The organism is Pseudomonas sp. AU12215 (genome assembly GCF_001675465.2).
In the GTDB taxonomy this organism is placed as follows: domain Bacteria; phylum Pseudomonadota; class Gammaproteobacteria; order Pseudomonadales; family Pseudomonadaceae; genus Pseudomonas; species Pseudomonas nitroreducens.
Genome location: NZ_MACM02000140.1, coordinates 135,180 through 153,079, shown reverse-complemented (window position 1 = coordinate 153,079; position 17,900 = coordinate 135,180). Strand labels below are relative to the sequence as shown.

At 64.1% G+C, this 17,900-nt stretch carries 18 protein-coding genes; 13 read left to right on the top strand and 5 right to left on the bottom strand.

The features are described from left to right. Positions 1-140 precede the first annotated feature (140 nt). The 8 genes from A9513_RS19915 to A9513_RS19880 all read left to right on the top strand — a co-directional run bounded on the left by A9513_RS19915 (position 141) and on the right by A9513_RS19880 (position 9,511). On the top strand, positions 141-374 hold the full coding sequence (locus A9513_RS19915) for a hypothetical protein (RefSeq protein WP_065085368.1): 234 nt from the start codon (positions 141-143) through the stop codon (positions 372-374). 244 nt (positions 375-618) lie between these two features. Continuing rightward, the gene (locus A9513_RS19910; protein WP_065085367.1) at positions 619-1,590 is read left to right on the top strand and encodes a phosphate ABC transporter substrate-binding protein PstS; all 972 of its coding nucleotides are present in this window, start codon (positions 619-621) and stop codon (positions 1,588-1,590) included. 395 nt (positions 1,591-1,985) lie between these two features. Further along, a complete protein-coding gene (locus A9513_RS19905) occupies positions 1,986-4,019 on the top strand; it encodes an ABC transporter permease subunit (protein ID WP_089285857.1) in 2,034 nt (677 codons plus the stop codon). A gap of 24 nt (positions 4,020-4,043) precedes the next feature. Then, on the top strand, positions 4,044-5,720 hold the full coding sequence (pstA, locus tag A9513_RS19900) for a phosphate ABC transporter permease PstA (protein WP_024762036.1): 1,677 nt from the start codon (positions 4,044-4,046) through the stop codon (positions 5,718-5,720). A gap of 52 nt (positions 5,721-5,772) precedes the next feature. Then, positions 5,773-6,609 carry a phosphate ABC transporter ATP-binding protein PstB gene (gene pstB, locus A9513_RS19895; protein ID WP_024762037.1) on the top strand — a complete coding sequence of 279 codons (837 nt, stop codon included), beginning with the start codon at positions 5,773-5,775 and terminating at the stop codon, positions 6,607-6,609. A 108-nt stretch (positions 6,610-6,717) separates the two neighbouring features. Then, on the top strand, positions 6,718-7,461 hold the full coding sequence (gene phoU / locus A9513_RS19890; protein WP_037011757.1) for a phosphate signaling complex protein PhoU: 744 nt from the start codon (positions 6,718-6,720) through the stop codon (positions 7,459-7,461). A 133-nt stretch (positions 7,462-7,594) separates the two neighbouring features. Continuing rightward, on the top strand, positions 7,595-8,488 hold the full coding sequence (locus A9513_RS19885; RefSeq protein ID WP_024762039.1) for a response regulator: 894 nt from the start codon (positions 7,595-7,597) through the stop codon (positions 8,486-8,488). A 123-nt stretch (positions 8,489-8,611) separates the two neighbouring features. Next, on the top strand, positions 8,612-9,511 hold the full coding sequence (locus A9513_RS19880; protein ID WP_065085366.1) for a M23 family metallopeptidase: 900 nt from the start codon (positions 8,612-8,614) through the stop codon (positions 9,509-9,511). Between the two features lie 133 nt (positions 9,512-9,644). Here A9513_RS19880 and A9513_RS19875 read toward each other — a convergent pair whose 3' ends face one another. From A9513_RS19875 to phoB, 3 genes are all read right to left on the bottom strand, one after another. After that, the gene (locus tag A9513_RS19875; RefSeq protein ID WP_065085365.1) at positions 9,645-10,985 is read right to left on the bottom strand and encodes a hemolysin family protein; all 1,341 of its coding nucleotides are present in this window, start codon (positions 10,983-10,985) and stop codon (positions 9,645-9,647) included. Positions 10,986-11,077: 92 nt separating this feature from the next. Further along, a complete protein-coding gene (gene phoR / locus A9513_RS19870) occupies positions 11,078-12,382 on the bottom strand; it encodes a phosphate regulon sensor histidine kinase PhoR (protein ID WP_065085364.1) in 1,305 nt (434 codons plus the stop codon). 42 nt (positions 12,383-12,424) lie between these two features. After that, a complete protein-coding gene (gene phoB / locus A9513_RS19865; RefSeq protein ID WP_054910046.1) occupies positions 12,425-13,114 on the bottom strand; it encodes a phosphate regulon transcriptional regulator PhoB in 690 nt (229 codons plus the stop codon). Between the two features lie 314 nt (positions 13,115-13,428). Here phoB and A9513_RS19860 point away from each other — a divergent pair, with 314 nt between their 5' ends. Then, positions 13,429-13,794 carry a hypothetical protein gene (locus A9513_RS19860; RefSeq protein ID WP_065085363.1) on the top strand — a complete coding sequence of 122 codons (366 nt, stop codon included), beginning with the start codon at positions 13,429-13,431 and terminating at the stop codon, positions 13,792-13,794. Between the two features lie 119 nt (positions 13,795-13,913). Here A9513_RS19860 and ubiA read toward each other — a convergent pair whose 3' ends face one another. Both ubiA and A9513_RS19850 read right to left on the bottom strand, forming a co-directional pair. Further along, positions 13,914-14,804 carry a 4-hydroxybenzoate octaprenyltransferase gene (gene ubiA, locus A9513_RS19855; RefSeq protein WP_065085362.1) on the bottom strand — a complete coding sequence of 297 codons (891 nt, stop codon included), beginning with the start codon at positions 14,802-14,804 and terminating at the stop codon, positions 13,914-13,916. Positions 14,805-14,831: 27 nt separating this feature from the next. After that, positions 14,832-15,371, bottom strand: a complete 540-nt coding sequence (locus tag A9513_RS19850) for a chorismate lyase (RefSeq protein WP_176707268.1) — start codon at positions 15,369-15,371, stop codon at positions 14,832-14,834. A 234-nt stretch (positions 15,372-15,605) separates the two neighbouring features. On the opposite strand from A9513_RS19850, the gene A9513_RS19845 reads away from it, so the two are divergent. From A9513_RS19845 to A9513_RS19830, 4 genes are all read left to right on the top strand, one after another. Next, on the top strand, positions 15,606-15,773 hold the full coding sequence (locus A9513_RS19845) for a rubredoxin (RefSeq protein ID WP_065085360.1): 168 nt from the start codon (positions 15,606-15,608) through the stop codon (positions 15,771-15,773). Between the two features lie 200 nt (positions 15,774-15,973). Beyond that, positions 15,974-16,141 carry a rubredoxin gene (locus A9513_RS19840; protein WP_065085359.1) on the top strand — a complete coding sequence of 56 codons (168 nt, stop codon included), beginning with the start codon at positions 15,974-15,976 and terminating at the stop codon, positions 16,139-16,141. A 72-nt stretch (positions 16,142-16,213) separates the two neighbouring features. Further along, positions 16,214-17,368, top strand: a complete 1,155-nt coding sequence (locus tag A9513_RS19835) for an NAD(P)/FAD-dependent oxidoreductase (protein ID WP_065085358.1) — start codon at positions 16,214-16,216, stop codon at positions 17,366-17,368. 196 nt (positions 17,369-17,564) lie between these two features. Further along, a complete protein-coding gene (locus A9513_RS19830) occupies positions 17,565-17,837 on the top strand; it encodes an HU family DNA-binding protein (RefSeq protein ID WP_065085357.1) in 273 nt (90 codons plus the stop codon). Positions 17,838-17,900: the final 63 nt, after the last annotated feature.

Sequence of the window (17,900 nt, the reverse complement as noted above, 5' to 3'; positions counted from 1 at the left end):
TGAAACGACGCATCGCCGATGGTAGTGTGGAGTTTCTCCATGTGAGAGTAGGTCATCGTCAAGCTCCTATCCCAAGACCCCTGGTCAGCTTCGCTGGCCGGGGGTTTTGCTTTTGCGCCTGAAAAAGGACTCCACCCGGCATGGAAACGTTGATCTCAACCCTCATTCTGCTGGGCGTTCTGAGCCTCAGCGTCGGCCAGTTGCTTGCCTTCTTCCTGTTGCTCTCGCGAGCGGGGCCAACTGCGCTGCTTGCATTGATCATCCCAGGCTTTGGCTTCTTCCTCGGTCGCCGCCACGGCATCTATAAGTGGCTCCTGCTGCCGTATCTGGTGTGCATGGGGTGCTTCACCCCCGCCATGATCATGGCCGGATGAATCCCACCAAGAGTCTGCGAACAGCGCGCGCAGGAGCAGGTCGGTTTAACAGAAGGCGCTCTAGGACAGCTATTTCAGCGTGATTTCTCCTATTCGGGAGGCGCTATTCTTGCTGTTACAAAACCTCTTCAGCAGCGCTGATGGCATTTCATCCAACTGTCATATTCGCGTCATAGAGTCTTCATGCGGCCTGACGATACTGGCCCCCGTTCCATCCAACCCCATTCTCCTCAAGGAGCAAGGCATGAAACTCAAGCGTTTGATGGCGGCCCTGACTTTTGTCGCCGCAGGCGTAGGCACCGCCAGTGCGGTGGCCACGATCGATCCGGCTCTGCCGGACTACCAGAAAGCCAGCGGTGTGTCGGGTAACCTGTCGAGCGTCGGTTCCGACACGCTGGCCAACCTGATGACCATGTGGGCGGAAGAGTACAAGCGCCTGTACCCGAACGTGAACGTGCAGATCCAGGCCGCCGGCTCCTCCACCGCGCCGCCGGCTCTGACTGAAGGCACCGCCAACCTGGGCCCGATGAGCCGCAAGATGAAGGACGTCGAGCTGCAGGCTTTCGAGCAGAAGTACGGCTACAAGCCGACTGCTGTTCCGGTGGCCGTGGACGCCCTGGCGATTTTCGTGCACAAGGATAACCCCATCAAAGGCCTGACCATGCAACAGGTCGACGCCATCTTCTCCTCCACCCGTCTGTGCGGCGGCAAGTCGGAAGTGAAGACCTGGGGTGACCTGGGCCTGACCGGCGACTGGGCCAACAAGCCCGTCCAGCTGTTCGGTCGTAACTCCGTATCCGGCACCTACGGTTACTTCAAGGAAGAAGCCCTGTGCAAAGGCGACTACAAACCGAACGTGAACGAGCAGCCGGGTTCGGCTTCCGTGGTGCAGTCGGTCAGCCAGTCCCTGAACGGCGTTGGCTACTCCGGTATCGGTTACAAGACCGCTAGCGTGAAGACCGTTGCCCTGGCCAAGAAAGAAGGCGGCGAATTCATCGAGGACAACGAGGCGAATGCCCTGAACGGCACCTACCCGCTGTCGCGCTTCCTCTACGTCTACGTCAACAAGGCGCCGAACAAGCCGCTGAACCCGCTGGAAGCACAGTTCCTGAAGATGGTGCTGTCCAAGACTGGCCAGCAGGTTGTCGTGAAAGACGGCTACATCCCGCTGCCGTCCAAAGTCGCCGAAAAAGCGATCAAGGACCTGGGTCTGTAATCAGCCTTCAAACCGGGCGGAGATCCCCGCCCGGCATGGGCTGACGCTTACTCGACCGAGCCCGCCAGCATGGCTCTGCTGGTGGGCTTTGTCGCGTCACTTCCATGTCATCTTTCTGTCATACAGAGCCGCTAGGGTGTCACCCCATGAACGACATGGCCAACTCCCCGATGACTTCTTCTCTCCCCGAGCGGATCGATTTCAATACGCCTGCCCTGCAGCGCAAGCGCCGTATCCGAGCGCTCAAGGATCGACTGACCCGTTGGTACGTCCTGGTCGGCGGTCTCGCCGTGCTGGCTGCCATTACCCTGATTTTCTTCTACCTCGCCTACGTCGTGCTGCCGCTGTTCCGCGGCGCCGAACTGGAGACGCGTGATCCCCTGGCTCCGGCCTGGCTGAAGACGGCCCAGGCGCCGCTCCTGCTGAGCATCGAAGAGCAGAACATGGTGGGCATGCGTGTCGCCGCGAACGGCGAGGTGATGTTCTTCGACGCCAAGAAAGGCGACGAGATGGATCGCGTTGCGCTCAAGCTGCCTGCCGGTACCAGCGTCACCTCCATCGCCGAGGACCAGCCGGGACATCCGACCGTTGCGCTGGGCCTGTCCAACGGTCAGGTGCTGGTGTTCAAGCACAACTACAAGGTTACCTACCCGGACAACAAGAAGACCATCACCCCGCAGATCGACTATCCCTATGGCGAAGCTCCGATGAACCTGGATCCCCAGGGCCGTCCGCTGGAGCACGTGGCGATCGTCTCGGGTGATGACAGCCTGTTGCTGGCCGCGTCCACCGGCAGCGAGATGCTCCTGCTCGGCCTGACCCAGCAGGAAAACATGCTGACCGGCGAAAGCACCCTGCAGGAAGAGCGCATCAACCTGCCGCAAATCGCCGACCCGGTGAAAGCCATCTACATGGACCCGCGCAAGCAGTGGCTCTATGTGCTCAATGGCCGTGCCCAGGCCGACGTCTTCAACCTGAATACCCACCAGCTCAACGGCCGCTACAAGCTGCTGGATGACGCCTCCGCCGAAGTGACTGCCAGCAGCCAGCTGCTGGGGGGCATCTCGCTGATGGTCGGCGACTCCAAGGGTGGCATCGGCCAGTGGTTCATGGCTCGTGGTGAAGATGGCGAGCCGCGCCTGTCTCACGTACGTGACTTCAAGCTGGGCGACCAGCCGATCTCCAGCATCGCCCCGGAGCAGCGCCGCAAGGGCTTCCTGGCCCTCGACAAGCAAGGCAACCTGGGTATCTTCCACAGCACCGCGCACCGCACGCTGTTGGTGGAGAACGTCGCTCCGTCCGCCGGCCCGATGGCCCTGTCGCCGCGCGCCAACCGTCTGATCGTCGAGCAGGGTGGCGAACTGCGCCGCTTCAGCCTGAGCAACCCGCACCCGGAAGTGTCCTTCAGCGCGCTGTGGGGCAAGGTCTGGTACGAGAGCTACGACAAGCCGTCCTACGTCTGGCAGTCCACCGCCGCGACCACCGACTTCGAGCCCAAGCTGAGCCTGTCGCCGCTGACCTTCGGTACCCTGAAGGCCGCCTTCTACGCGATGATTCTCGCCGCGCCGCTGGCCATCGCCGCTGCCGTCTACACCGCTTACTTCATGGCGCCGGGCATGCGCCGCAAGGTCAAGCCGGTGATCGAGTTGATGGAAGCGTTGCCGACCGTGATCCTCGGCTTCTTCGCCGGCCTGTTCCTCGCGCCCTACGTCGAAGGCCACCTGCCGGGCATCTTCAGCCTGCTGCTGCTCACGCCTTTGGGCATCCTCGCAGCCGGCCTGATCTGGAGCCGACTGCCCGAGCGCATCCGCCTGAGCCTGCCGGCCGGCTGGGAAGCAGCGATCCTGATCCCCGTGGTCCTCGCCACCGGCGCCTTCGCCCTGTGGATGAGCCCGCACCTGGAGACGCTGTTCTTCGGCGGCGACATGCGCCTGTGGATCAGCCACGACCTGGGCATCACCTACGACCAGCGCAACGCCCTGGTAGTCGGCCTGGCCATGGGATTCGCGGTGATTCCGAACATCTTCTCCATCGCCGAAGACGCCATCTTCAGCGTGCCGCGCAGCCTGACCTACGGCTCCCTGGCCCTGGGCGCCACGCCCTGGCAGACGCTGACCCGCGTGGTGATCCTGACCGCCAGCCCGGGCATCTTCTCCGCGCTGATGATCGGTATGGGCCGCGCCGTGGGTGAGACGATGATCGTACTCATGGCCACCGGCAACACCCCGGTCATGGATGTGAACATCTTCCAGGGCATGCGCACGCTGGCGGCGAACGTCGCGGTGGAAATGCCCGAGTCGGAGGTGGGCGGCACTCACTACCGCGTGCTGTTCCTTTCGGCACTGGTACTGCTGACCTTCACCTTCGTGATGAACACCCTGGCAGAGCTGATCCGTCAGCGCCTGCGCAAGAAATACGCGTCGCTCTAAGCGCCGCCCGACGAGGCTAGTTCCGTGAAACAGAAACAGGAATCCGTCAAAGCGTGGTTTGCCAGCGGTTCTCCCTGGGTGTGGATGAACGCGGGGGCAGTGTCCATCGCCGTGATCATGACCATCGGCCTGCTCGCCGTGATCGCCGTGCGCGGTCTTGGCCACTTCTGGCCGGCGGACGTGATCGAGGCGACGTACAGCGTCCCCGGTGAAGCCCCCAAGACCCTGATCGGCGAAGAAGTGCAGATCGAACAGGTGCCGCGTGCGCGCCTGCGCGGCGCCGGCCTGCCGGTGCCGGACAACGGCCCGGAGTTCATGACCCGCGAACTGCTCAAGCTGGGTAACCGCGACCTGTATGGCAGCGACTTCTCCTGGGTGATCGGCGAGTGGCTGACCGACCGTCACCACCCCGCCGAGCTGGTGACCCTGGAGCGCCGCGAGTGGGGCAACTTCTACGGCTACCTGCTGAGCGTGAAAGAAAACGGCAAGGTGGTCGCCGAAGGTCCGGGCGCCATGGCCGAGCTGCAGACCCGTCTCAAGCGCGTCGATGAGCTCTACACCAAGCTGTATCAGCTGGAGAAGAAGGACATCGGCGGCATCAACCACGGCCTGGAGCGCCTACGCCTGAAAGAGCGCGGCTTGCAGCTGAACAACAAGCTGGACGCCACTGCCGAGGCTGATATCGCTGCCGGCCGCGCCGAGCTGAACGCCCAGTACAAGGTGCTGGAAGAACAGCTCAACGGCCTGCACCAGGAGTTCAACCGCGACAGCATCGTCATGCGTGATGCCACCGGGCAGCAGACCGAAATCAGCGTCGGCAAGCTGGTGCATGCCTATCAGCCGAACCAGATGGGCGTCGCGACCAAGCTGAGCTTCTACTTCAAGAAACTATGGGAATTCCTCAGCGACGACCCGCGTGAAGCCAACACCGAGGGCGGTATCTTCCCGGCCATCTTCGGCACCGTGATGATGACCCTGGTGATGGCCGTGATCGTCACCCCGTTCGGCGTGATCGCCGCGGTCTACCTGCGTGAGTACGCTCGCCAGGGCCTGCTGACCCGGATCATCCGCATCGCGGTGAACAACCTCGCGGGCGTTCCGGCGATCGTCTACGGCGTGTTCGGCCTGGGCTTCTTCGTCTACGTGCTGGGCGGTTCCCTCGACCGGATGTTCTTCCCCGAAGCGTTGCCGGCGCCGACCTTCGGCACGCCGGGGCTGTTCTGGGCCTCGCTGACCCTGGCCATCCTCGCGGTGCCAGTGGTAATCGTGGCCACCGAGGAAGGCCTGGCGCGCATCCCGCGGGCCACCCGTGAGGGCTCGCTGGCACTGGGCGCGACCAAGGCCGAGACCCTGTGGAAAGTGGTCCTGCCGATGGCCAGCCCGGCGATGATGACCGGCCTGATTCTCGCCGTGGCCCGCGCCGCCGGCGAAGTGGCGCCGCTGATGCTGGTGGGCGTGGTGAAGCTGGCTCCGGCGCTGCCGGTGGACGGCAACTACCCCTACGTGCACCTGGACCAGAAGATCATGCACCTGGGCTTCCACATCTATGACGTCGGCTTCCAGAGCCCCAACGTCGAGGCTGCACGCCCGCTGGTATACGCCACCGCGCTGCTGCTGGTGATGGTGATCGCCCTGCTGAACTTCTCGGCCATCGCCATTCGTAACCGCCTGCGCGAAAAGTACAAGGCGCTGGAAAACTGATTCTGCAGGCGGCGGGCAAGGCCCGCCGCCAAGCCTCCCAAGGAGACTGGATATGCAACATGAAACCGCAACCCATGGCATCGACATCGGCGCACTCGGCCGTGGCGATCGCCAGGGCATGAACCTGGAAAGCGAGACCGTCGCCCTGGAAGTACCCGGCCTGAGCCTGTTCTACGGCGAGAAACAGGCGCTTTTCGACGTCAGCATGAACATCCCCAAGCAGCGCGTGACCGCCTTCATCGGCCCTTCCGGCTGCGGCAAGTCCACCCTGCTGCGCTGCTTCAACCGCATGAACGATCTGGTCGACGGCTGTAACGTGAAGGGCGAGATCCGCCTGGACGGCCATAACATCTTTGCCAAGAACGTCGATGTCGCCGAGCTGCGCCGCCGCGTCGGCATGGTGTTCCAGAAGCCCAACCCGTTCCCCAAGAGCATCTACGAGAACGTGGTGTATGGCCTGCGTATCCAGGGCATCAACAAGAAGCGCGTGCTCGACGAGGCCGTCGAGTGGGCCCTCAAGGGCGCCGCGCTGTGGGATGAAGTGAAGGACCGCCTGCACGAATCCGCTCTCGGCCTGTCCGGCGGCCAGCAGCAGCGCCTGGTGATCGCCCGTACCATCGCCGTGGAGCCGGAAGTCCTGCTGCTCGACGAGCCTTGCTCGGCACTGGACCCGATCTCCACCCTGAAGATCGAAGAGCTGATCTACGAACTGAAATCCAAGTTCACCATCGTCATCGTCACCCACAACATGCAGCAGGCCGCGCGCGTCTCTGACTACACGGCGTTCATGTACATGGGCAAGCTGATCGAGTTCGGCGACACCGATACCCTGTTCACCAACCCGGCCAAGAAGCAGACGGAAGACTACATCACCGGTCGTTATGGTTAAGCGCTGCGCGCTAGCTTCAAGCCGCAAGCTACAAGCGGCAAAAGACATCCGGAGAGAACACTTGAGGCTTGCGGCTTGCCGCTTGCCGCTATTTCGCGGAGCGAAAGCATGATCAACAAAGAAAGCCTCACCCACCACATCTCGCAGCAGTTCAACGCCGAGCTGGAAGATGTGCGCAGCCATCTGCTGGCCATGGGCGGCCTGGTGGAGAAGCAGGTCAACGATGCGGTCAACGCGCTGATCGACGCCGACTCGGGCCTGGCCCAGCAGGTGCGCGAGATCGACGACCAGATCAACCAGATGGAGCGCAACATCGACGAGGAATGCCTGCGCATCCTCGCCCGCCGCCAGCCGGCCGCCTCCGACCTGCGCCTGATCATCAGCATCTCCAAGTCGGTGATTGATCTGGAACGCATCGGTGACGAAGCTTCGAAGATCGCTCGTCGCGCCATCCAGTTGTGCGAGGAAGGCGAGTCGCCGCGCGGCTACGTCGAGGTACGCCACATTGGCAACCAAGTGCGCAAGATGGTGCAGGAGGCGCTGGACGCCTTCGCCCGCTTCGATGCCGACCTTGCGCTGTCGGTGGCGCAGTACGACAAGACCGTCGACCGCGAATACAAGACCGCCCTGCGCGAACTGGTCACCTACATGATGGAAGACCCGCGCGCCATCTCCCGCGTGCTCAACGTCATCTGGGCCCTGCGCTCGCTGGAGCGCATCGGCGACCATGCGCGCAATATCGCCGAGCTGGTGATCTACCTGGTGCGTGGCACCGACGTGCGCCACCTGGGCCTGACCCGCATGAAGGAAGAAGTGCAGGGCACCGCTGGCAAGGCAGACAAGGCCGAATAAGCCGGACGCCCGTGCCAGAACGAACCCGGCCACCGCGTCGGGTTCGTCATTTTATGGCCGAGCGGTCCCTCACCAATGGCATGTAGCCACCCGGCAAGGCTATTCTTCGCCCTATCGTTTTCGGGAGATGCCGATGGGCAAAGTCAGTGTGCTGGTGGTGGATGACGCTCCGTTCATCCGTGACCTGGTGAAGAAGGGGCTACGGGACCATTTCCCCGGCCTGCAGATCGAAGAGGCGGTCAACGGCCGCAAGGCTCAGCAGTTCCTTGCGCGCCAAGCGGTCGACCTGATCCTCTGCGACTGGGAAATGCCCGAGCTCTCCGGTATCGAGTTGCTCACCTGGTGCCGCGAGCAGGACAGCCTGAAGACCACGCCCTTCATCATGGTCACCAGCCGTGGCGACAAGGACAACGTGGTGCAGGCGATCCAGGCCGGCGTCTCCGACTTCATCGGCAAGCCGTTCTCCAACGATCAGCTGGTGAGCAAGGTGAAGAAGGCGCTGTCGCGCGCCGGCAAGCTGGAGGCCCTGGCGGCGCAGGCACCGCAGCGCAGCCTGGTTGGCTCGCTGCCCAACGACTCCCTCGCGGCCCTTACCGGAGGCAAGGCCGAAGTCGTTCGCCCGGCGGCGGCACCCGCTGCACCAAGTCCGGCTGCAGCGGCGCCGACAGCAGCTGCCCCCGCCGCGCGCAGCGGCGCCAAGGGCCAGCAGGGGCAACTGCGGCTGCCATCGGCGAACCTGCCCTGCGTCATCAAGGCGTTGAGCCTCAAGGAGGCGCTGCTGGTGGTGAAGCGCGGAACGCCGCTGCCACAGGTACTGGAAAGTGCGGTACTGGACCTGGAGGAAGACAGCGATGTCGCTCGCCTCAACGGCTACCTGCATGCCGTGGCGGCGCTGGAGCCCAAGCCGGACAGCGAGTGGCTGCAGCTGACCTTCCGCTTCGTCGACCGTGACCCGCAGAAACTCGACTACCTGTCGCGCCTGATCGCCCGAGGCAGCACCCAGAAGCACTACGTGCCTGGAGCCTGATCCGGCTACAAATGCGCCGACCGGCGGGTAGTACTGCTTCACAGGCCGACCGGCGGCAGGTCGCGACGCAGGAGCGACGCTGCTAGTCTTGCCACCGTCGCCATACCTATAACCAGAGTCGACATGCTAGGGCGCAGTATCCTCCTGTGCGGTCTATTGGCCGCCTCCGGGACGGCTTCGGCCGTGACCATCTACAAGTACACCGACGCTAACGGCGTGGTCACCTACACGGACAAGGCCGTGCCGGGTGCGGCCGTCTTCGTCTTCCGCGATCGCATGGTCGAGCACCTGGAACAGCAGGTGAAGCTGGAGACCAGGAAGCACGCCGGCGGCGAAACGCTGCAGGTGCGCAACGACCTGTACGCGCCGGTGGAAGTGGAGCTGAGCGTGACCGGTGCGCAGAACGCCGTTGGGGTTCCGAAGCAGCCGATTCGCTGGGTGCTGCCGCCGCGCAGTTCGATCCGCCTGGCCACCCTGAGCGCGCTGGATCCCAACCAGCCGCTGCGCTACAAGCCCAAGCTGCGCTACGCGCTGGGTGATCCGCGGCCGGTACCGCTGTCCTATCAGTACGCGCTGCCGTGGGTGGGCGGCCCGTTCCGCCTGACCCAGGGTGCCAACGGCCGCTACAGCCATTTCACGCCCAAGGGCCGCTACGCCATGGATATCGCCATGCCGGTGGGCACGCCGATCGTCGCGGCACGCGGCGGCATGGTAGTGAAGATCGAGAACGGGCAGAACGGGCGCGGCAAGAACCCCTCGGGCAACTTCGTGCGCATCCTCCACGATGACGGCACCATGGGCGTCTACCTGCACCTGATGCAGGGTTCGGTGCTGGTTCGCGAGGGGCAGCGCGTAGCTACCGGCTCGCCGCTGGCCAAATCGGGCAATACCGGCAACAGCAGCGGCCCGCACTTGCATTTCGTGGTGCAGCGCAACGTCGGGCTGGATCTGGTCTCGATTCCCTACGACTTTGCCCAGCCAGTCGATACGCTGCCCAATTTCGCGGTGGTCAGAGACCACTGACGGCCACTCCCTGCAGGAGCGATCCTGCTCGCGAGCAGAATTGCCAGCAGCGCCGGCGCCGGGCAAGCTCGCTCTTACGAACAGACAAAAAAGGCTGCCCTGGGGCAGCCTTGTTCATTTCCGCGCAGGAGAATCAATCCAGCTTCACCACCTTGGCGAGGACGATCCTCGGGCCTTTCATCTTCTTCACGATGATGCGCAGGCCTTCGGTATCCAGCACTTCCTCTTCTTCCGGCACACGCTTGAGCGTGTCGTAGACCAGGCCGGCGAGGGTGTCGGCCTCGATGTGATCCAGGTCGATGCCCAGCAGGCGCTCCAGCTTGAACAGCGGGGTATCGCCACGCACCAGCAGTTTGCCGGGCTGGTAGGCAACGATGCCGCGCTCGGCCTTGCGGTGTTCGTCCTGGATATCGCCGACCAGCACTTCCAGCACGTCCTCCATGGTCAGATAGCCGACCACCTTGTGATCGGCTTCCTCCACCAGCGCGAAGTGCGAACCGCCCTGGCGGAACTGCTCCAGCAGGCGCGCCAGCGGCAGGTGTTTGGTGACCATTTCCAGCGGATGAGTCAGCTCATCGAGATCGAAGGACTCCGGCAGGCTATCCAGCGTAGCCAGGGCCAGCAGCAGATCCTTGATGTGCAGCAGGCCGATGAACTCGTTCTTCTCGCTGTCGTACACCGGGTAGCGGCTGTACTTGTGGCGGCGAATAGTGGCGAGGATGTCATCCAGCGGCGCAGTGCGCTCAAGGTAGACCAGGTCCTCGCGGGAGTTGGCCCAGTCGGCCACTTCCAGCTCGCCCAGCTCCACCGCCGAGGCCAATACGCGCATGCCCTGGTCGCTGGGATCGTGGGCGCGGCTGGAGTGCAGGATCAGCTTGAGCTCATCGCGGCTGTAGTGGTGTTCGTGATGCGGCCCCGGCTCGCCTTGTCCGGCAATCTTCAGGATGGCGTTGGCGCTGGCGTTGAGCAGCCAGATCGCCGGGTACATCGCCCAGTAGAACAGGTACAGCGGTACCGCCGTCCACAGCGACAGCAGCTCCGGCTTGCGGATCGCCCAGGACTTGGGCGCCAACTCGCCGACCACGATGTGCAGGTAGGAGATGATGAAGAACGCGCTGAAGAACGACACGCCGCGGATGACTTCCTCGGAGTGCACGCCGACCGCGGCCAGCAGCGGCTCGAGCAGTTCGGCGAAGGCCGGCTCGCCGACCCAGCCCAGGCCCAGGGAGGCCAGGGTGATGCCTAGCTGGCAGGCGGAAAGGTAGGCGTCGAGCTGGTTGTGTACCTTGCGCAGAATGGTGCCGCGCCAGCCGTGCTGGTTGGCGATGGTCTCCACGCGCGTGGCGCGCAGCTTGACCATGGCGAACTCGGCGGCGACGAAGAAGCCGTTGAGCAGGACCAGGAACAGGGCGAACAGGATCAGGCCGAAATCGGCGAAGTACGTCAGGAAGTTGCTACTAGGGGAAGGGTCCATGGTTCTGTTGGATTAAGAATGGACGGACAAGAATGCGGTTCGTGGGGCCTGGCTGGCAAGCCCGTCTATACCAGAGTCGAAGTCGAGCATCGTTATGCGCGGCTCTCGACCTGCTGCGGCGGGAAGTGGCAGGTGAAGCTGCTGCCCTTGCCCGGCACACTGCTGATGTCCAGGGTACCGCGGTGGCGCAGCAGCACGTGCTTGACGATGGCCAGACCCAGGCCGGTGCCGCCGGTGCTGGCGTTGCGGCTGGAGTCCACGCGGTAGAAGCGCTCAGTCAGGCGCGGCAGGTGCTTGGGATCGATGCCGATGCCGCTGTCCTGGACGGCCAAATGCGCACCTTGCTCATCGGCCCACCAGCGGATGCGGATTTCGCCTTCCTCGGGGGTGTACTTCACGGCGTTGAACACCAGGTTGGAGAAGGCGCTGCGCAGTTCCGCCTCGCTGCCCTTGAGCTTCACTTTTGCATCCGCTTCCAGGCTGATCCGGTGATTGCGTGCGCCGGACAGCGCCTGGGCGTCGTTGCGGATCGACAGCAGCATCAGGTCTATCGCCACCGGCTTGTTGTCCGCCGGGTAGTCGGTGGCCTCCAGCTTGGCCAGCAGGAGGAGGTCGTTGAGCAGGTTCTGCATGCGCCCGGCCTGCTGCTGCATCTGCTGCAGCGCGCGGGTCCAGCGCGGGTTCACGTCTTCGACATTGTCCAGCAGCGTCTCCAGGTAGCCGGCGATCACTGTCAGCGGCGTACGCAGTTCGTGGGAAACGTTGGCAACGAAGTCCTTGCGCATCTGTTCCAGCTGATGGACGCGGGTCACGTCGCGCACCAGCATCAGGTGCTCGCCGGCGCCGTAGAGGGTGATGTGGAACTGCAGGCGCAGGTTGTCGTTGATCGGCGAGGAGAGCTCCAGCGGCTCGCGATAATCCTCGCTCTCGAAATATTCCTTGAAGCGTGGATGGCGCACCAGGTTGGTCACCGGCTGGCCGCCGTCCTGCGGGCTCTTCAGGCCCAGCAGGCGCTCGGCGGACTGGTTCCACCATTCCAGGTTGCCGTCGCGGTCGAGCAGGATCATGCCGTCGCGCAGCGCCGCGGTGGATTCCTGCATGCGGTCGATGACTGCCTGCAAGCGCCCGCGAGCGCGCTGGTTGCGCCGCTGCAGGTGGTAGATGCTGTCGAAGATCTCTCCCCACAGACCGTAGCCATCGGGTGGGGCTTCATCGGGCTGGTGGTTCTTCAGCCACTTGTGCAGGCGCAACAGTTGCCAGGTCGACCAGCCGAGGTAGGCGGCCAGCGCCACGGCGATGGCCCAGCCGTATTGCCCGGTGATCAGACCGAGCAAGGCGCCGGCGGCTACGACTAGCAGCAGGTGGCGTATCAGCACGCCACTCCAGTTCTGGGTCACGAAATTCCGTTCCTTGTGCCCGGCGAGTCGGCTTTGACTCGATCAGCTTTTGGTCGAGAAACGATACCCGGTGCCGCGCACGGTCTGAACCAGATTTTCGTAGACCTCGCCCAGCGCCTTGCGCAGGCGGCGGATGTGCACGTCGACCGTGCGCTCCTCGACGTAGACGTTGCCGCCCCAGACTTGGTCCAGCAGCTGGCCGCGGGTGTAGGCGCGCTCCTGGTGGGTCATGAAGAACTGCAGCAGGCGGTATTCGGTCGGGCCCATTTCGGCGGGCTTGCCGTCGATGGTCACGCGGTGGCTGATCGGGTCGAGCATCAGGCCGCCGACTTCGATCGGCGTCTCGCTGTCGCCGGCGCCGGTGCGGCGCAGCACGGCCTTCAGGCGGGCGACCAGTTCGCGTGGGGAGAACGGCTTGGTGATGTAGTCATCTGCGCCGACTTCCAGCCCCTGGATCTTGTTGTCCTCTTCGCCCTTGGCGGTGAGCATGATGATCGGGATGGCCGAGGTCAGCTCGTCGCGCTTCAGGCGGCGGGCCAGTTCGATGCCGGAAGTGCCCGGGAGCATCCAGTCGAGCAGGATCAGGTCCGGTTTGCGATCGACGATCACCGCGTGAGCCGTCTGGGCGCTGTCGGCCTCCAGACATTCGTAGCCGGCCATCTCCAGGGCCACGGCGATCATTTCCCGGATCGGAGCTTCGTCATCGACGATGAGGATTGTCTTGCCAACCATGCTGAGGCCTCAGAAATTCTGTAATGCGCCGCATTAGATAACGGAAATATTTCATGAATGTGACACCCGGATGTTAGCCGAGCCTCATCCCAGAGCGCTCGTCTATGCTGATCGGGTCGCCGTGCGTTTAGCGTGCGGCGCAAACGCAGTGCACCGGCCCGGTCGGCGGTGTGCCCGGCAGCTGGTCCTGCCGGAGTTATGCGATGACGGTAGTGAGTGCGTTGTCGACGTCGCCCTGGCCGGCCCTGCCTGCAAGATCGCCCGCCTTTGCGCCTGCACTCGCGCCAATCCACCTCACCAGAGGAGATGCGCTCATGAAACTGCTATTCCCGGCCCTGGCTCTGGGCCTGATGCTGCCCGCGGTATCCGCCCTGGCCGCCGGCCCCGGCATGGAGAAGAACGGCATGCTGGTCGATGCCAAGGGCATGACGCTCTACACCTTCGACAAGGACAGTGGCGGCAAGTCGATGTGCAACGGCGGCTGCGCGCAGAACTGGCCACCGCTGATGGCTGCCGCCGATGACAGCGCCATGGGCGACTGGACGCTGATCAAGCGCGATGACGGTAGCGCCCAGTGGGCCTACAAGGGCAAGCCGCTGTACACCTTCATCCAGGACAAGAAGGCCGGCGACATGGTCGGCGATGGCAAGATGGGCGCCTGGCACATGGCCAAGCCGTAAGACCACGGCCCGTCCTTGCTCCCATGGTTGGGGGCGTAGGAGCGGACTTCGTCCGCGATGGTCTCCAGCGCGCTGTGGGCCAATCGCGGACGAAGTCCGCTCCTACCAAATGGCTGTGATCAACGCAGCGCGAAATCCAGCACGGTGCCGAGGAAGATCGCCAGCCCCGCCCAGTGGTTGTGCAGGAAGGCCTTGAAGCACTTCATTGGCTCGCGGTCGCGAGTCGAGTGGAACTGCCAGGCGAAGCAGCCCGCGGCCACCACCAGGCCCAGGTAGTAGGGCAACTGCATGCCCAGCTTGTTGCCGGCCAGGATCAGCAGCAGGAGCATCAGGCCCTGCAGCATCAGGTTGATCGCGCGGTCGGCGTCGCCGAAGAGGATCGCCGTGGACTTCATGCCCATCTTCAGGTCGTCCTCGCGGTCGGTCATCGCGTAGTAGGTGTCATACGCTACGGTCCACAGCACGTTGGCGAAGAACAGCAGCCAGGCCACCGCCGGCAGGGTGCCGCTGGCCGCGGTGAAGGCCATCGGGATGCCCCAGGAGAACGCCGCGCCCAGCACCACCTGCGGGTAGTAGGTGTAGCGCTTCATGAAGGGGTAGAGCGCCGCGATGGCCGCGCCGCCGAAAGACAGCCAGATAGTCTGCGCGTTGGTGCACAGCACCAGCACGAAGCTCAAGCCCAGCAGCACGAAGAAGGCGATCCAGGCCTCGCGCACGGTGATCCTGCCGGTCGCCAGCGGGCGCGCCTTGGTGCGTTCGACGTGGCCGTCCAGCTTGCGGTCGGCGAAGTCGTTGATCACGCAGCCGGCCATGCGCATCAACACCGTGCCGAGGACGAAGATCACCAGGTTCTTCACGCTCGGCAGGCCGCCGCTGGCCATCCACAGCGCCCACAGCGTCGGCCAGAGCAGCAGGTAGATGCCGATCGGCTTGTCCATGCGCGTCAGCTGGATGAAGTCCCAGGCGCGGGGATGCACGCGGGCGAGGGGTTTGATCAGGGCGACGAACATGGCGGCCTCCGGAAAACGATCCGGGAATTATACGGGCTGTTGTTCCGCGCGTTGCCAGAGTGTCGGCAGGAATACTTCGGCGACCAGCACGCCCAGGCCATCGCGGCTGAAGCACGAGCGGCGGCCCCACAGGCGCTCGGCGCGCACTTCGGCCGGAAGGCTGGCGGCCGGGTAGCGGCAGACCTCGATGGGCCCGCGCTGGAAGGCGCGGTCGCTGAACAGCAATTCGCCGAGGGAGCGCGTGCCGAGCAGGCGCAGATCGAAGCCGGAGCCCTCCAGCGCCGAGCGTGCGGCCACGCTGCGGGCGAATACCCAGGGCGTGCCGTGGCCCTTCAGGTACACCTCGCGTACCCAGCCCTGGCTGCCATCGCGTACGCCCAGCGCGGCGCACTCATCGGTACGCAGGCGGTGCCAGCCCTCGGCCAGGGGTTGCACCGCAAATGCTCCTTCGGACAGCGCGGTCAGGCGGCGCGTCAGCGAGCCTTCGTCGAACAGCCAATCCACCACCTGGGCGGCGGGAGCGGGGTGCAACTGGGCGGCGGTGAGCCAGCGGGGCGGGTGAATCAGGGCGGCTTCGGGCACGGCGTGGACTGCGGTTGGCCAGGGACGCGGCAGCTTAACATGGCGGCTTTGCGGCTCCGATTGCGTTGTCTGCAAGAGTGCCTTACGCAAAACCCCACCAAAGGTTTGGCCGCTTGCCCGGCATTTTTCCAGGGCTTGCGTCGCAAGCCCATCGCCAGTACAAAGCCGGACATTGGATGCACCGACGTCCAAGTGACAAGAACATGAGGGTGATAGCTGATGAAAAAGTGGCAGTGCGTTGTTTGTGGCCTGATCTATGACGAGAACCAGGGCTGGCCGGAAGAGGGCGTCGCCGCCGGAACCCGCTGGGAAGACGTGCCGGAAGACTGGCTGTGCCCGGATTGCGGCGTCGGCAAGCTGGATTTCGAGATGATCGAGATCGGCTGATCCGCGAGCCATGGAATTCCCGCGACGGCGGCCTTCGGGCCGCCGTCTGCGTTTAAGGGCCCGGCAGGCCTGGGCCATGCGCGGTAGACTGGACGGACACCGGGTTGACCTTGCTGACGCAGCCCGGCGGCAGGGGCGCCGTTGGCCGGCGCGGGTAAAGTGAGTTAGGTTCACGTCGCAATCGCAGGAGGGCTTGGCTGATGCGCAAATGGCAATGCGTGGTCTGTGGCTTCATCTACGACGAAGCGCTGGGGTTGCCCGAAGAGGGCATCGCTCCCGGCACACGCTGGGAAGACATCCCGGCGGACTGGGTCTGCCCGGATTGCGGCGTAGGCAAGATTGACTTCGAGATGATCGAAATTTCCTGAACCCTGCCGAGAAAACGAATCAACGCGGCGGCCCGATGGCCGCCGTGCCGTCTTTTGGAAATGGAGAGAGCAATGAGCGAAAACGCACCGCTGGTGATCATCGGCACAGGCCTGGCCGGTTACAACCTGGCCCGCGAGTGGCGCAAGCTGGACGCAGAGACGCCGCTGTTGCTGATCACTGCCGATGACGGCCGCTCCTACTCCAAGCCGATGCTCTCCACCGGCTTCTCCAAGGACAAGGATGCCGATGGCCTGGCCATGGCCGAGGCGGGCGCCATGGCTGACCAGCTCAAGGCACGCATCCTCACCCACACCCGTGTCACCGGCATTGACCCGGGCCACCGGCGCATCTGGATCGGCGAGGAAGAAATTCACTACCGTGACCTGGTGCTGGCCTGGGGCGCCGAGACCATTCGCGTACCGGTGGAGGGTGACGCCCAGGACCTGATTTTCCCGATCAACGACCTGGAAGACTACGCGCGCTTCCGCAACGCCGCCGCCGGCAAGCGCCGCGTGCTGCTGCTGGGCGCCGGTCTGATCGGCTGCGAATTCGCCAATGACCTCTCCAGCGGAGGCTACCAGTTGGATGTCGTTGCCCCTTGCGAGCAGGTCATGCCCGGCCTGCTCCACCCGGCTGCCGCCCAGGCGGTGCAGCAGGGGCTGGAAGGCCTCGGCGTGCGTTTCCACCTCGGCCCGGTACTGAACAAGCTGGAGCGCGCTGGCGATGCCCTGGAGGCGCACCTCTCCGATGGCCAGGTAATTCCCTGCGATCTGGTGGTTTCCGCGGTCGGCCTGCGCCCGCGCATCGACCTGGCCGCCGCCGCCGGCCTGGATATCAATCGTGGCGTGATGGTGAACCGCGAACTGCGTACTTCTCACGCCAACATCTACGCCCTGGGCGACTGCGCCGAGGTCGATGGTCTCAACCTCCTCTACGTGATGCCGCTGATGTCCTGCGCCCGTGCGCTGGCGCAGACTCTGGCTGGAAGGCCGACCCCGGTGGCCTATGGCGCCATGCCGGTGACCGTGAAGACACCGGTGTGCCCGCTGGTGGTGTCGCCGCCACCGCGCGGCAGCGATGGCGAATGGCAGGTGGAAGGCTCTGGCCCGGACCTCAAGGTGGTGTGCCGGGATACCGCCGGTCGATTGCTCGGTTATGCCCTCACAGGGGCCGCCGTGAGCGAAAAACTCTCCCTGAACAAGGAGTTGCCGGCCCTGCTGGCGTGACAGGCGTCGCCTATGGCGGTTTTGCCTTGGGAAACTGCTCGCAAATTGTCAGACGATACTGGCGTACCAGCTTTCGGCGTGCCATTCTCCCCCCGTCTGCCGCAGCCTAGAGCCTGTACGGCAAGGCTGCGGTGCCTTGGGCGCTGTTGGGAAGACAGCACGGACACAACAACAACAAACCGTCAAAGAGGCATTTATGTGTAAACCAGAACTCGCCGCCGCGATCGCCGAGAAGGCCGACCTCACCAAAGAACAAGCCAACAAGGTGCTGAACGCGCTGCTGGATGAAATCACTGGCGCGCTCAACCGCAAGGACAGCGTTACCCTTGTCGGTTTCGGTACCTTCGTTCAGCGCCACCGTGGCGCCCGTACCGGCAAGAACCCGCAAACCGGCCAGCCGGTCAAGATCAAAGCCAGCAACACCGTTGCCTTCAAACCGGGCAAGGCGCTGAAAGACGCGGTCAACTGATCGCTTCGAACCCGGAGCCAGAGCGGCTCCGGGTTGCCTCCTCAGTTACATAATCCCTCCAAA